Origin of the sequence: Thermococcus sp. GR5, from assembly GCF_012027535.1 — an archaeon.
GTDB lineage: Archaea > Methanobacteriota_B > Thermococci > Thermococcales > Thermococcaceae > Thermococcus > Thermococcus onnurineus.
Window position 1 is genome coordinate 1 of record NZ_SNUN01000009.1, and the last position, 14,669, is coordinate 14,669.

Annotated in this window: 14 protein-coding genes; 10 read left to right on the top strand and 4 right to left on the bottom strand. The window is 50.4% G+C overall.

The window, feature by feature from the left end; genetic code table 11:
* Positions 1-172 precede the first annotated feature (172 nt).
* The 3 genes from E3E33_RS09025 (at position 173) to speB (ending at position 2,977) form a co-directional block, all read left to right on the top strand.
* Positions 173-1,552 (top strand): sodium-dependent transporter, encoded by a 1,380-nt coding sequence (locus tag E3E33_RS09025; protein ID WP_167710757.1) that lies wholly within the window; start codon positions 173-175, stop codon positions 1,550-1,552.
* A 75-nt stretch (positions 1,553-1,627) separates the two neighbouring features.
* Positions 1,628-2,038: a translation initiation factor IF-5A gene (locus E3E33_RS09030; RefSeq protein ID WP_012571383.1), complete on the top strand. Its 411-nt coding sequence runs from the start codon at positions 1,628-1,630 to the stop codon at positions 2,036-2,038.
* A gap of 75 nt (positions 2,039-2,113) precedes the next feature.
* A complete protein-coding gene (speB, locus tag E3E33_RS09035; RefSeq protein ID WP_012571382.1) occupies positions 2,114-2,977 on the top strand; it encodes an agmatinase in 864 nt (287 codons plus the stop codon).
* Between the two features lie 2 nt (positions 2,978-2,979).
* Here the strand turns inward: speB and E3E33_RS09040 are convergent, their stop codons facing one another.
* From E3E33_RS09040 to E3E33_RS09050, 3 genes are all read right to left on the bottom strand, one after another.
* Positions 2,980-4,320 carry a sodium:proton antiporter gene (locus E3E33_RS09040; RefSeq protein WP_167710758.1) on the bottom strand — a complete coding sequence of 447 codons (1,341 nt, stop codon included), beginning with the start codon at positions 4,318-4,320 and terminating at the stop codon, positions 2,980-2,982.
* Positions 4,321-4,406: 86 nt separating this feature from the next.
* The gene (locus E3E33_RS09045; RefSeq protein WP_167710759.1) at positions 4,407-6,128 is read right to left on the bottom strand and encodes a chloride channel protein; all 1,722 of its coding nucleotides are present in this window, start codon (positions 6,126-6,128) and stop codon (positions 4,407-4,409) included.
* 20 nt (positions 6,129-6,148) lie between these two features.
* On the bottom strand, positions 6,149-6,619 hold the full coding sequence (locus tag E3E33_RS09050; protein WP_012571379.1) for a hypothetical protein: 471 nt from the start codon (positions 6,617-6,619) through the stop codon (positions 6,149-6,151).
* Between the two features lie 71 nt (positions 6,620-6,690).
* Here E3E33_RS09050 and E3E33_RS09055 point away from each other — a divergent pair, with 71 nt between their 5' ends.
* The gene (locus tag E3E33_RS09055; RefSeq protein WP_167710828.1) at positions 6,691-7,950 is read left to right on the top strand and encodes a TIGR00375 family protein; all 1,260 of its coding nucleotides are present in this window, start codon (positions 6,691-6,693) and stop codon (positions 7,948-7,950) included.
* A 52-nt stretch (positions 7,951-8,002) separates the two neighbouring features.
* Here E3E33_RS09055 and E3E33_RS09060 read toward each other — a convergent pair whose 3' ends face one another.
* Complete coding sequence (locus E3E33_RS09060; protein ID WP_167710760.1) at positions 8,003-8,611, bottom strand: hypothetical protein; 609 nt, start codon at positions 8,609-8,611, stop codon at positions 8,003-8,005.
* Between the two features lie 141 nt (positions 8,612-8,752).
* On the opposite strand from E3E33_RS09060, the gene E3E33_RS09065 reads away from it, so the two are divergent.
* The 6 genes from E3E33_RS09065 (at position 8,753) to E3E33_RS09090 (ending at position 14,477) form a co-directional block, all read left to right on the top strand.
* Entirely contained in the window at positions 8,753-9,688 is a 936-nt protein-coding gene (locus E3E33_RS09065) for a thiamine-phosphate kinase (RefSeq protein WP_167710829.1), read from the top strand.
* Between the two features lie 90 nt (positions 9,689-9,778).
* On the top strand, positions 9,779-10,657 hold the full coding sequence (locus E3E33_RS09070; RefSeq protein ID WP_012571375.1) for a lysylphosphatidylglycerol synthase transmembrane domain-containing protein: 879 nt from the start codon (positions 9,779-9,781) through the stop codon (positions 10,655-10,657).
* Entirely contained in the window at positions 10,633-11,856 is a 1,224-nt protein-coding gene (locus E3E33_RS09075; protein WP_167710761.1) for a glycosyltransferase family 4 protein, read from the top strand. Before E3E33_RS09070 ends, E3E33_RS09075 begins: the two co-directional genes overlap by 25 nt.
* Entirely contained in the window at positions 11,856-12,578 is a 723-nt protein-coding gene (locus E3E33_RS09080; protein ID WP_167710762.1) for a polysaccharide deacetylase family protein, read from the top strand. Before E3E33_RS09075 ends, E3E33_RS09080 begins: the two co-directional genes overlap by 1 nt.
* A gap of 25 nt (positions 12,579-12,603) precedes the next feature.
* The gene (gene amrS, locus E3E33_RS09085; protein ID WP_167710763.1) at positions 12,604-13,650 is read left to right on the top strand and encodes an AmmeMemoRadiSam system radical SAM enzyme; all 1,047 of its coding nucleotides are present in this window, start codon (positions 12,604-12,606) and stop codon (positions 13,648-13,650) included.
* A gap of 2 nt (positions 13,651-13,652) precedes the next feature.
* Complete coding sequence (locus E3E33_RS09090; protein ID WP_167710764.1) at positions 13,653-14,477, top strand: hypothetical protein; 825 nt, start codon at positions 13,653-13,655, stop codon at positions 14,475-14,477.
* The last annotated feature ends 192 nt before the right edge of the window (positions 14,478-14,669 follow it).

A 14,669-nucleotide genomic window follows, 5' to 3' on the forward strand; every position in this document is an offset into this window, starting at 1 on the left:
ACAAAGCCCCATTGATGGCATGGACAGTTGTGAACGAGATAATCATCAACTTTGAGCATTGGGTTCTCTGAAAAGGGTAGAAGGGCTACATAATGTTTTTATATTTTGCCGATGTTTAATTCTTTTAAGCCTCTTGAAACAACTCCAACTATCTCCTCGGGGGTGTAATTCGATGAGGAAAATAAGCGTCCTTATGGCGTTCTTAATAACGGGCTACATTCTTGGGATATGGAACTTCCTTGTTTTGCCTAAATACTACATAACCTTCGGACTGAAGGGCTTTCTGATCTCGCTGATTCCAATGCTGATAGCGCTGTTCTTGATTTACAGCGAAGCTGAGAGCACCAAGCGGACGAGGTACCTCATCTACGAACTGTTCTTTAAGATAGCAAGAACCCCGGCGCTGATCTTCACACTGGTGATGTTTCTTCTGATAATGCTCGGCATAACTACTTACTACTCCGCCTACAGCCTCGTGTACATCTTTGGAATCGGAGCGAAATACGTCCCAGTTATTGCAGTTGGCACAATCATACTCTCCGTAATTCTTCTCCTGATGGCGAAGGGCAAAACCTTGGAGTTCATCTCTGTTGTATCTATCCTATTCGTGCTATTCGCCATAGTCTCGGCAATCCTCGTTAGGAACCAAGCCCTCAGCACCGTTACAGCCCCACAGGCCGTCCAGTATATGAAGATGGCAGTGTCATCGATAACTTCATTTGACCAGTCCCTGACATTCAGAGGAGTCCTCTACATGCTCGTTTCCGTGCTTGTTTCCTTTGGCGTTGGTGCTGGAGTCTACTACGTGATAGGAAGTTTCACTCCTGAAGAGCTTGACCTCAAGAAGGTTCTTGGCATAGTGTTCATACTTCAGATAATCCTCAGCTTCGCGGCCGCATTTACCGTCGCCTACTCCCTCGGTGCGGCCTATCAGGGATTTGGAAAGGCTTTCCAGAACCCAAACATCCCCGCGGAAGAGTCTATGAACCTTTATCTCAAGTTCCAGGATCTTAAAGAGTATGTCATCAACAGCGAGAAGAGCCCGATGGATTCCATTGAGGTCTTCTACTCCATTCCGGAGGTTCTCAGGGGCAACATAGCCCACGCCGACAGGTTAATCTATCTCCTCATGCTCTCGCTGTACTTCGCTGGCCTGACTACGATAATAGTCCTCATTGAGATGGGCAGTCAGATACTCTCTGAGGTCATGCAGTTGGACAGGAGCAAAAGCCTCACGTTTGTAGCCGTCCTCGGCATGATACTAGCCGGCGTCATGGTAGTGGGGGACATCAGGACGATGTTCCTCGTTGTGCCATTCAGCGTCGGGGCGCTCATAGCTGCAGTAGAGGCTTACCCGCTCCTCGCATCGGAGCTGACCCGCAACAACGGAATAGTGGCTGCAGTTATAGGAGTGCTCTTCCTCGCCGGCCTTATGACCCTTTACTACGCCATCAGAGCACCAGCCATCACCGTGAAGATAGGTGCACTTCTCGGCCTCGTCCTCTTCGTTCCGGTGTTTATGAACACCACGCTGCTGAAGAGCAGGCGCTGAGGTCTTTTCCTTTATTCAAAAATTTTTTAAAGACCCTTCCCAATCCCCCTTAGAACGCTTATGGGGGTCTGAAAAATGGGAGACAAGACCAAGGTTCAGGTTAGCAAGCTCAAGCCGGGAAGGTACATCCTCATCGATGGAGAGCCCTGCAGAATCGGCAACATAACCGTTTCCTCACCGGGCAAGCACGGTTCAGCCAAGGCCAGGATCGAGGCAGTTGGCATCTTTGACGGTAAGGTCAGGAGCATCGTTAAGCCCACCAGCGCTGAAGTTGACGTTCCGATAATCGACAAGAGAACCGCCCAGATCATCGCCATGACTCCAGACACCGTCCAGATTATGGACATGGAGACCTACGAGCTTTACGACGTCCCGATCGAGACCGGCGTCGCCGACGAGATAAAGGGCCAGCTCAAGGAGGGCATCAACGTCGAGTACTGGGAGACCCTTGGCAGGATCAAGATCATGAAGATAAAGGGCGAGTGATTCTCTTCTCGTCTTTCCTTCCATTTCTGCGCAACCTTTTAAACAGCTTATTTAATTCTCTCCGGAGGTGAGGGTATGGACTTCCTCTACACTTACGAAACACTTAAGCTCGAATTCCCTCTCGTTGAGCCTGAAGAAGCAAAATTCGTACTCCTCGGTGTCCCCTTCGATGGAACCACGAGCTTCAAGCCAGGAACAAGATTCGGGCCCACACTCATAAGGCACGCCACGCTCAACCTCGAGAGCTACATCCTTGACTATGACATAGACATAGCCGGGCTTCCAATAGCTGATATAGGAGATATCGCAGTCATAGCAGGTGATGCAAAAAAAACTGCCGAGCGCGTTAGGGAGACCATCGAGGAGCTGAAAAGAGTGAATCCGGAAGCGATACCGATAACCCTCGGCGGTGAACATTCAATAACCCTTGGTCCAGTGGAAGCGCTGAATCCGGCAAGCTACGTTGTCTTCGATGCTCACCTCGACCTTCGCGACCAGTACGAAGACAACCCCTACAGCCACGCCTGCGTCGCCAGAAGAATAAGCGAACTCGGCGTCAATGAGGCAATGTTTGGCATAAGGAGCGGGACAAAGGAGGAAGTCGAGTACGCCGAAGAGAACGGCATCGCTTGGGTTCACGCCAGGGACTACGATTTCGATGCATTCGTCGAACTCGTGAAGCCCCTGCCGGAGCCGGTTTACCTATCCATTGATATCGATGTTTTCGACCTCTCGCTCGTTCCATCAACCGGAACACCCGAAGCTGGCGGCTTGGCCTTCTGGGACATCATCGAGGCTATCGAGTGGCTGGCAGAAAACAAGAAAATTGCTGGCTTCGATATCATGGAAGTCGCCGGAACCGAACTGGGGGATGTAACTGCACTCACAGCGGCAAAGCTGCTCTTTTACTTCATTGGGGCTATGGGGAAGGGGCCATAGGGTTAGGAGGAAAGCCTGTAGCCGGCCGCCCTCATCTCTTTTTCAATGCTCCTTACCTCGAGAAGCCGTTTCCTGAGGAAGGGAACCCAGAGCGTTTCCACAATGACAGAGGCAAGCACGGTTATTATGGTGGCACTGAGGATTATTTCGCCCCACTGAACGAGCTGTGGATTGTTGTACGTAATTCCAAGCGTCAGAGGAAAGCTCGCCAAAGCCGCAGGAACAACACCTCTTGGACCCTCAAGTGCTATGAACAGGTACTCCTTGAAACTGCGCCACCTAAGTATTGGGAGTGTGGCCAGAGGTCTGGCAATTAGCATTAAACCCAAAGCCACTGCGAGACCCGGCAGCAGGTGGGAAGTTATTATCGTCGGATCGAGGCTCGCGCCAAGGAGTGTGAAGATGAATATTGTAAATATCGTCGCCAGGCTTTCGTTGAAGTGAACCTCCCTCTCGACGGCGCGCATGATCCTCTTGACGGTTCCCGGATCATCTCTGAAGAAAACCTTGTGATTGCCCAGGACTATGCCAGTAACTGTTGCCACGAGGTAGCCCGAGGCCTGGGCAAACTCACCAAGGAGGAAGCCGCCGAAGGCCAGTGCCAGAGAGAATATAATGACCTCGGGAAAGTTCATTACCCTTGCCCTCTTGAGGATGCTGTAGCCCACCATTCCAAGGGCCACGCCAATGGCTATTGACATGAACATCTGGTAGAAGAAAAGTAGCACCGCCGCGGGATAAATGCCAACGTAGCCAGCTATGCCCTCAAGAACCTTGGCACTCGAGGCCTCGGGAACGAGCAGGGCAACGGCAACAGAAGTGAGCACGATACCAAGCGGATCGTTGAAGATGGATTCCGTGACTATTATGGTCTCGATGTCTTCCCTAACGTGGTACTGCCTGAAGAGAGGTATGAGCGTCGCCGGGTCAGTTGCCCCAACTATTGCCCCGAAGAGGAAACCGACAACAAGGGGAACGTCAAAGATCCAAGAGAAGAAAAGCGCGGCGATAAGGGCGGTTATCAAAAGCCCCAGAGTGTCAAGGGTTATTATAGTGCCAAAGTTCCGTTTGAGCATCCTCCAGCTGAGGGTATGTCCTTCCGTAAACAGTATCATCACGAGACCGAACACACGGATGTAGCTGAACAGCTCGTGGGCAAGAGTTCTGTTGAGCAGCCCGAGGAGCGGCCCGACCAATATCCCGAAGAAAATGAAAAGCGGGATGTATGAGATGTTGAACTTCTTGCTTATCAGCAGGGACACGAGGCCTATACTCAGAACTACGAAGAAGACATAGGCCAGGAGATCCACGCTGGGAATCAGGACGTTCGATGCTCCCGTCATTCTGTATTCCTCCAGTATAGTTCTGACTCGCTTCCTGAATTAATTTATGTTCTGTACATTTGATAGCCCATCATTCCAGGCAAGTGTTATTCTATGTACATACCCTCCAGCCCGCGATAGTATGCCCTATATATGTCTTTTTTGGTAATAACACCTATAAGTTTCATATTCTCAAAGTTCTCCACAACAGGGAGGAGGTTTTGATCAGATTCAAGAAGCTTCTCCAGGGCATCTTGGGCCGTTTCCATTGGACAAGTAACAGCATAGTTTTTACGCAGAAACCTCTTGACCGGAAGTGCTTTAAGCTTCGTCGACTTTCCAAGGATGTCTTTAACACCAATTACTCCAACGACCCTGTGCTCATCGTTCACAACAGGGAAGCAGTCGTGGCCGGTTTTTGCTATCAGCTTTTCCACCTTGAAGAGAGTCTCATTCTCATGGACGTAGACCGGGATGGATGTCATTATTTCGCGGACGGAGATTGTCTCTAGGATAACTGGCTTGCCAGTCTTTACGTGGAGACCTTTTCTCTCAAGCTTGAGTGTGTAAACAGATGATCCCCTGAGAAAGGCTCTGGCAACAAGGAAGCTGAGTGTGGAAGAGAGCATTATCGGAGGCAGTATAGTGTAGCTCTTCGTCATCTCAGTTATCATGATGATTTGAGTAAGCGGCGCCTGGGTTATCGCGCTGAAGAAGGCCGCCATTCCCGCAAGGGCGTAGGACGATGGATGAACCGGCAGGGAGGGACAAAGATTCTGAACGAGTATTCCAAAGGCCGAGCCAAACATGGTTCCGATGTAGAGGCTCGGGGCGAAGATACCACCGCTGTAGCCGCTCGCTATGGAGAAGGTCGTCGCGGCCATCTTAACGAGACCGAGGGCTATGAGCATGGTGAGGGTCAGTTCGCCAAGCATAGCCAAGTCCATCCCTTTATAGCCAACCCCAAAGATGCCATAGTTTGGGAAGAACATGCCCATAACTCCAACTGCCATTCCACCGAGGAAAAGCCTGCCCTCAACCGGAAGTCTGCTTCCCTCGAACCTGTCTATGAGGGTGTAGAGGACCCTGATATAGACAACACCCATAAGTCCAAAGAGTATGCCAAGGGCAAAGAAAAAGAACAGCTCCGAGACATGATAGCTAAGCCCGGAGGGGATGGTTATCCCCGATGCGCTTCCAAGGATTAGAAGTGTCACCGCGTTGCCGACGATTGCGGAAAGAAATATAGGAACGAGGTTTATTGAGAAAGCCCCCATGTATATAACCTCAAGGGCAAACATCGCGCCGGCGAGGGGAGTGTTGAATGTCCCGGCTATTCCGGCGGCGAGACCACAGGTGGTGAGCAGCTTTTTCTTTTCCGGCGGAAGCTTGAGGAGCTGGGTAACACCAGAGGACATGGCGGCACCTATGAAGGCGATGGGCCCTTCCCTTCCGAGGCTTGCACCTGTGCCTATAGAGATTGAGGTGGCGATTATCTTCAGAAAGGCGAATTTTCCCCCGATGTTGCCGCTTCTGAATATGACCGCCTCAATGACCTCAGGAACGCCGTTGCCCTTTATGTTCGGTGCATAGCGAACAAGGGGGGCTATAAGGAGGCCTCCCAAGGCCGGGAGGAAAATGTAGCCGAGGTTGTAGCCGTGGTATTCATAGGTGATTAGCGGAAGGAGAAAAGAGAAGAAAAGCTTTCCTACGGATGCCACCATGAGCCTGAAGAGCACGGCGCCTATACCACCAGCTAATCCAGCCAGGACTGCCAGTACTAGGACTGTGACCCACTTCCTGACGTAGCGCCGGTTCTCCCAGTCCATGGTTATCCTCGTGGAAGTTTTCAGCCGAAGAATGCCCCCATCATGTCCATCTGTTCTTCCGAGAAGCCCTTGACCTTGAACTCAGGAATCTTATCTTTCAGCTCTTCGTACTCTTCCTTCGTTATCTCTTCAGCCTTTCCGTCCTTCACACGATAGAAGATGCCGTAGTCCTCGTCGCGGTAGGCAACGAGAAACTCGTCAGCTTCAATGTCATCGAAGGCAACGAAGATGGCATTTCCACCTGTGTACGGCTTCTTGCACTTGAAGGGGAAGCTGGCGGAGTTTAGCATGGCATCACCGAGCATCTGGTTGGCCTTCTCACCGTTTATCTCGGTCCAGAACTTCCTCCCCTCGAAGTCTCCCTCGACGATGATAAGAAACCTCTTACCGTCGAGCTCGACTATCGGAACTCCCTTTTTCTGGAGTATCTTGAACAGCTCGCCGATGGTCTCGGCGTTTCTCAGAGAGGCAACGAATCCTTCGACTTTCATAGTTTCCACCGATTGAACCTATGGAGAAGCCGTTATAAAGCTTTAACCCCCTCAACCTTTGGTTGATGCTCATGCTCGTCGATGGAGACCTTCACATTCACTCGAGGTACTCGAAAGCGGTCTCGAAGTTAATGACCATTCCGATGCTGGCAGAGAATGCACGCTTCAAAGGACTCGGTCTTGTGGGCACGGGAGACATCTTGAACCCCAAGTGGGAGGAGGAGCTTCTGAAGTACACCGAAAAGATTGACGAGGGAACCTACGAGAGAAAGGGAATCCGCTTTCTGCTAACGACAGAGATCGAGGACAATAAGAGAGTCCATCACGTTCTCATCTTTCCGAGTATCGATGCCGTTTGCGAGATGCGGGAGGCGCTGAGACCATATTCAAACGACATCGACACCGAGGGAAGGCCACACCTCAACCTTTCGGCTGCTGAAATAGCTGACATTGCGAACGAGCTCGATGTTCTAATCGGCCCAGCCCATGCTTTTACCCCATGGACAGCACTGTACAAGGAGTACAACAGCCTGAAGGATGCCTATCAGGGGGCCAAAATTCACTTCCTCGAGCTCGGCCTTTCCGCCGATTCTGAGATGGCAGATAGAATAAAAGCCCATCACGGACTCACCTACCTCAGCAATTCAGATGCCCACTCCCCGATGCCACACCGACTCGGGAGAGAGTTCAACCGCTTCAATATCAAAGAGGCAACCTTTGAGGAGGTCAGGAAAGCCATCTTGAAGCGCGGAGGGAGAAGAATAGTCTTCAATGCCGGGCTTGACCCGAGGCTCGGAAAGTACCATCTAACCGCCTGTTCTCGCTGCTACGCCAAGTATTCACCAGAGGAAGCCAAAGCCTTCAAATGGAAGTGCCCCAAGTGTGGCGGGAGGATAAAGAAGGGTGTCCACGACAGAATTCTCGAGCTGGCGGATACAGAAGAAAGGCCCAAAGACAGGCCGCCCTACCTGAGACTTGCCCCTCTGGCTGAGATAATAGCGATGGTAATCGGCAAAGGTGTTGAGACGAAGGCCGTGAAGGCCATCTGGGAGCGCTTTTTGAAGGAGTTCGGAAGCGAGATTGAAGTCCTCGTTGACGTGCCTATCGAGAGTCTCGCGGAGGTTCACGAGGAGGTGGCAAAAGCGGTCTGGGCCTACAGGAAGGGCAAGCTGATAGTGATTCCAGGCGGAGGCGGAAAGTACGGAGAGATAAAACTGCCCGAGGAAATAAGAAAGGCTAGAATAGACGAGCTGGAGAGCGTTGAGGTGAAAGTGCCGAAGGAAGAATACAAGCCGAAGCAGACTTCGCTGATGAAATTTTTGAAAAACTGACCTCCTCCCCGCCCTAAAGGGCGAGGCTCTCAAGAGAAAAAGTAATAGGAAATCAAAGCATGAAGAGGGGCTTTATCAGAACCGCAACTACTGGAACGGCAATGTTATCATCGATGACTTTCTGATACTCGGCGAGCATCAGTATGCCAGACCAAGCAAACTTCATGACAACGTTCAGATCAGGCAGCATTACAAAGGCTATGATAAGGGCGCTGAGGATGTACCCCACGCTGCCGATCCAGTGCTTCCTGAGCTTGACGTTGAAGCCGTTCTTTTTGAAATAGTAGAACCTGAGCACACCAGTGATACCATCGCTGATGGCCATCACGAGCATTATCGCGGAGGCGTAGTCGACATCCATAAAGACCGCCATGGCGCTGAACATGATGCAGTAAAAGACCTCGCCGTAGTTGTCTCTTATCTGATACCAGTTGAGCTCCTTTTTCATTATATGGGTTATGAGCTGGACGATAGCAAAGACCATAACTGCTCCAGCAAGTTCAATGCCAGAAACAAGGCCTTCTCTGAACATGAGAATTGCCGGAACACTGCTGAAGTGGATTATCTTCCTGTTTACCCACGCATAGTCTTCTCCCAGCTTTTTCGTCAATGCTATCGCCAGCACGGGAAAGAACACCGCAAGTAGCAGATATTTTAACATCTTATTCCCCTCCGCAGTTGGGTGAATTAATCAAATTATCACAAATTTCATTTATAAATTTCTCGCTTTGTCTAGCAAACCTTCGACGGATGCCGAAAGCAATCCTAATAACTATCCCATCTGAACCTTGGCGTGATGTCCATGGAGCGCGAAATCATCGAACTCTTCATGAAATATCTCAAAAAGCAAGGTGATCTGCCACTCGGCGATGATGCAGGGGCACTGAGGATCGGTGATGAATGGCTGGTGGCGACAAATGACATGCTCGTGGGGAAGACAGACGTTCCGGATATAATGACGCCCGAGCAGGTTGGCTTTAAGGCCGTGACGATGAACGTGAGTGACATCGCGGCTATGGGAGCGAGACCAATAGGCTTCCTTTTCTCTTTAGGTGTTCCCCGAGGCTTTGATGGGTTATATCTTGAGGGAGTGGCGAAGGGAATAGGAAATGCCCTTGAGTTCTACGAGATTCCCGTCCTAAGCGCCGATACCAACGAGGCAGATGATCTGATAATAGATGGAATTGCACTCGGAAGAACCAGGCATCTGTTAACAAGGAGCGGAGCAAAGCCAGGAGACCTAGTCTGTATCACAGGGGATATCGGCAGGCCACTGGCAGGACTCCTCGTATGGAAGAACGATCTCGACGTTTCGCTCTCGACGAAAGAGATTCTATACGAGAAGCTCCTCGAACCGCGTGCAAGAGTAAAGGAGGGGATTAAAATAGGAAATTACGCAAACGCTGCCATAGACATCAGTGACGGTCTTGCCAAGGAACTCCATCTCGTAGCAGAGATGAGCGGCGTTAGGATAGAGGTGGATGCCTCAAAGCTCCCCATAATGGAGGAGGTTTTTGAAGTGGCCGAACTGCTCAGAAGGGATCCCCTTGAAATAGCCCTTGCAAGCGGGGAGGAGTTTGAGCTGGTTTTCACTATTCCTCCGAAATACACTGAGGAACTGAGTTTCGACTTCACAGTCATAGGTACAGTCCATAAAGGGGCCGGAGTGTTCATTACCACTGAGGAAAAACGGATGGAGGTTCCTCCTATGGGCTGGGAACACCTTGATAGCCGTTGAAGTGGGCATCCTCGCTTTGTTCTTCTCCCTTACCCTCAGAACTCGGATAAGATTTATAAACTGTCATCGTGAGTAAAGGTTGGCGAGAGCATGTTCGAGAACATCGTCGCATCAACCGAGCAGTATCTAACCCTCATTGGAGAAATTCCCCTGTATTACCTAGCCCTAGCACTCTTCACATACTACATAAGCGTCGTACTCTACGCCATCCGCTGGAAGCTCGTCCTCAGGGGCATGGGGAAAGAGGTCCCGCTCCTCGAGCTGGTAAAAGCCATTCTGGCGTCCATATTTATGAACAACATAACACCCATGAGTCGCAGCGGCGGTGAACTGCTGAGGATTACCTGGATAAGCAGGAGAAGCAAGGTTCCCGTTGGGATATCCACGGTGAGTATAATATACGAGCGTATCCTTGAGACGGTGCCTGTCTTTGTCCTGTTCCTGATTGGAATGATGTACTTTTCAACCATGCCGGATATTCTGCTCCTGATAGGAATCGCCGGCGCTGCAGCAATATGGATTAAATGGGGCTCCTTCGTGAGCTTCTCCCTCAAGATTTTCAAGACTCCCGTGAGTGATGAGGATATGGAGAAAATTCTCTCCCTTAGGGATTGCCACAACATAACTCTAGCAGGAATCCTTCTCAGCTCCGCCGTCTGGATACTCGACGTCGTAAGGCTCAAGCTCATAACACTAGCCTTTGGATTTGACCTGAGCCTTAGCCTTATCGCGGTTATCTCCATAGCCAACCTGCTCCTGGGCCTTGTGGCCTTTACTCCCGGGGGCATTGGCATCATCGAAGGGGGTCTTGTTGGAACGCTGACCCACTTCGGCATTCCACTAGGCTTCGCAGTTTCTATAACTCTACTGGAGCGCTTCGTCTCCTACGTGCTCAGCAGCCTCGTGGGATTCATTGTACTGCTAACGTCCGGAGGGCGGGAGGTATGGAAAGCCTTAAAATCGCAATAGCCTCCGACTGGTTTTTTCCCAAAATCGGTGGAATCGAGACCCACATGGATGAGCTCGCCCGTAATCTTCTCAAGGCAGGGCATGAGCCCTACGTCATCACCCATGACTACCGCCATCTAAGACCTTACGGAGATGACTTTCCATATCCTGTCAGGAGATTTCCAGCGTCTATTTACGTGAAAAGTCATCACATCAGCGTGGGTCTCGGCCAGCTGTGGAAGATAAACGAGTTCTATAAAGAGGTTGGCTTCGATATAACTCACGTCCACAGCATCTACTCACCATTTTCGATAGCCGTCGCTAACCTATCCAGGGGTATCAGAGGAGTTCCAGTCGTTGCCACGAACCACTCCTTCTACGGGAATCCCCGGATCGGCCCGATTCTGGGCCCTATGCTAAGATATCACCTAAGGAGGATCGATTCCTTCATCGCCGTAAGCACCCCTGTGGCCAATGACACGAAGCATCTGCTCGAAAATAAGCTGAACGGCAGGCCAGTGGTCGTCGTTCCAAACGGTATCGATGTCGAAAAATGGAGGCCTCCTGAGCCAGAGGAGAGAGAGAAGGCCAGAAAAGCCCTTGGACTTTCCGATGAGATAGTCCTCTTTTACATAGGCAGGATGACGGAGAGAAAACAGGCTCACAGGCTGCCCTTCGTCATCTCCTCAGCCATCAAGCTTTCGGGGATCGACAAGAGGATGATACGGCTGATAGCGGTCGGAAACGGTGTTATGAGACCCAAACTCGAAGAAAATCTCAAGGTAACTGGACTGGCCGAACGCACAACACTCTTCGACTTCATGCCTAGAGAGAAGGTGATGGAATTCTACTGGGCGGCAGATATAGTGCTTATGCCTGGAATGCTTGAAGCGTTCCCGATGGTGGGCCTCGAGGCCTCGGCGACAGGGAGAACAATAGTTGGCAGGAACGAGAGCGGGTTGTCGGACCTTATAGTGGACGGCGTCACAGGATTCCTTGGAAACAGTGAGGAAGAGCTTAGCCGGAAGCTTGCGCAGGTTCTCACGAACGAGGACCTCGTAGAAAGAATGGGGACAGAGGCCAGGAGACGTGCGGAAAAGGAGTTTTCCTGGGATATCATACTTAAAAAGCTCCTGAGGGTTTACAGACTCACGATGGAGAGTGCCGATGGAACGGACAAAAGATACCTGCTGTACAAACTCATCAGGAGGAGCAGCTGATGCTGGTTTCGATAACCTTTGACGTTGAGCACGACTGTCCGCCGTACCTAACGACAACGAGAGGAATGAGGGAAGGCCTGCCAAAGCTCCTGGACCTCATGGCCGAGAAAAAAATTAGGGCCACATTCTTCTTCACGGCCGAGATGGCGAAGCGCTTTCCAGAGTTGGTCAGGCGGGTGATTGATGAGGGTCATGAGCTGGGCAGCCATAACTACAACCACGAGAGACTGGATAAGCTATCCAGAGACGAAGGAAGAAAGGCCATAGAGAAATCCATTAAGGTTCTCAGGGAGTTTGGCGAAGTAGTCTCCTTTAGGGCCCCCAACCTGCAGTTCCCAAATTACTATTATGATATACTGGAAAAGAACGGCATCTTAGTTGACTCCTCCAAGGCAAGGTACAAGGGCTACCAAGATGGGGTTAAGTTCTTTGGAAGCGTACTTGAAGTCCCAGCATCTACTACTTCTTCCGTTATAAGGCTCCCCTGGAGCGTCCAGAAGCTCATACATGCAAAACTAAGCGAACCAAAGATTTACTTTGCCCATCCCTGGGAATTCGTGCCGATGCAGAAGGAAAAGATAAGACTTGATTGTAAATTCAACACGGGCGATAAAGCTATAGAGCTACTCAGAAAGCTGATCGATTACTACAAGAGCCAGGGCGCCGAATTTTTGACAATGCGTGAGTACTACGATAGATACCAAAAGCTTAAACGGAAGTAAGAATACCTCCCCTTGGTGATGACAGATGAGAGAAGCGATGTACTGGGAGCCCCTAGAGGGGGGTAAGGTGAGATGCCGCTTGTGCCCGCTTAACTGCATCATCAATGAGGGCCAGAGGGGCTCCTGCAGGATAAGGAAGAACATAGGAGGGAAGCTCTACACACTTAACTATGGAAAGGTTTCGTCCATGGCGACAGACCCCGTTGAGAAGAAGCCCCTGTTCCACTTCTGGCCTGGTTCCTGTGCATTCTCAATCGGAACCGTCGGCTGCAACATGCACTGCAAGCACTGCCAGAACTGGGAGATAAGCCAGGCAGATGAGAGCCTCCTCTATATCCGAGACGTTTCTCCTCCCGAAGTAGTTGAATTGGCTAAACGCTACGGCTGTGAGAGCATAGCGTACACATACAATGATCCTGTAATCTGGTACGAGTTTGTGCTAGATACTGCAAAGATAGCGCGGAGGGAAGGCCTGAACAACCTCCTCGTCACCAACGGCTACATCCGCGAGGAGCCGTTTAGGGAACTAGCACCCTACATAGACGCCATGAACATCGACATCAAGGCTTTCAGTAATGAGTTCTATATGAAGATAGCGGGCGTACCAAGCAGAGAGCCAAGCAAGAGAATTGCTGAGATAGCAAAGAAAGAATTCGGAATTCACGTTGAGCTGACCTATCTTATCATTCCAACGCTCAATGATCGGGAAGAGGAGATAAGGGCCTTCGCTCGGTGGGTCGTCGAGAGCCTCGGCGACGATACGCCCGTTCACTTCTCGCGCTTCTTCCCGCACTACAAGCTGACTCACCTTTCGCCAACACCGCTTGAAACCATCGAGATGGCATATCGCGTGGCAAAGGAAGAGGGATTGAAGTTCGTCTATACTGGCAACGTGCCCGGACACGAAGGGGAGAACACCTACTGCCCGAGGTGTGGCAAACCTTTAATAGTCCGCTGGGGATTCAAAATCACTGAGTACCACGTGAAGGACGGGAAGTGTGAATACTGCGGTGAACCGATTCCGATAATTGGTACTTACATGAAAAAGCGATATGATTGGATGTGGTGGTGAAATTGGCGGAGATTGAGGTTATTTTCTACATAGAAGCCCTTGGAAACGACAAGAAAGTTTTAGAAAGGGCTCTGGAGGAGACTGCCAAGAGCCTCAAAAACGAGAAGGGTGTCAAAATCAAATACATAAACGTCGAAGACGTGCTGGAAAACGAAGATGAGGAGCTCCTTAAGTATTCTGGGGTTATAGAAGCTGGAATTTCCGGAGATCTAGAAAACGTAATCCGACTGGCCCTTAAACATTCTCCAGCCATCGTTGAGGTTCTCAAACCCGGAAAGATTGAGATAGAGTCTAAGAGACTCATGAAAATTCTCGGAGAGGTCTCACTCTTCATGGGCAAGCTCATGAAAGAATTCGGAGGGCTAGCAGTCTATCCAAAGCTCGACGACCTTCCAGAGCCAAGAATCGGCTATTCAAGGGATGAAATTGAGGACTTTATAGTCGAAGACAGGAACATCCTCTACCGCTTCGTCATAGAAGTCTTCGGGGAGAACGAGGAGGGTATAAAAACCACGATGGCAAAGGCCCTGACGATTGAAGGGTGCAGGATAAACAAGCTCGCCGTTCAGGGGCAGGAGGAAGATGACCAGTTTAAGGGTCTTCTGGCGGCGGAGCTTCTTTCCCCCTTCGAAACTCTCGTCCAGCTGACTGCAAAGTACGCTCCAGTAGCAATTTCTATCCTGGAGCCCGAGATCATCGACGTCACAGCCAATGAGCTCCAGAACACACTAACAGACCTGGGTAGCTTCGTCAACGAACTCGTTACAAGGCCCATAAAAAGACGGATCATGGAGAAAAAGAACACCGAGTTCAAGCTCAACCCATGATATTATCGGCAAAAGGCGAATACCCTATAGGCATTTAATTAAGCTCCCTTTCATTTTTACGGCAATTAGCGTGCTCTTTTTAAGCAGAGAAAGGGTCTGAAAGCGAAAAGTATATATACCCTTATCCGGTAGAGAGTGATTGACAACACATGTTAGACCATCCTAGGGCGTAAGCCCAAACTTAAGGAGGTG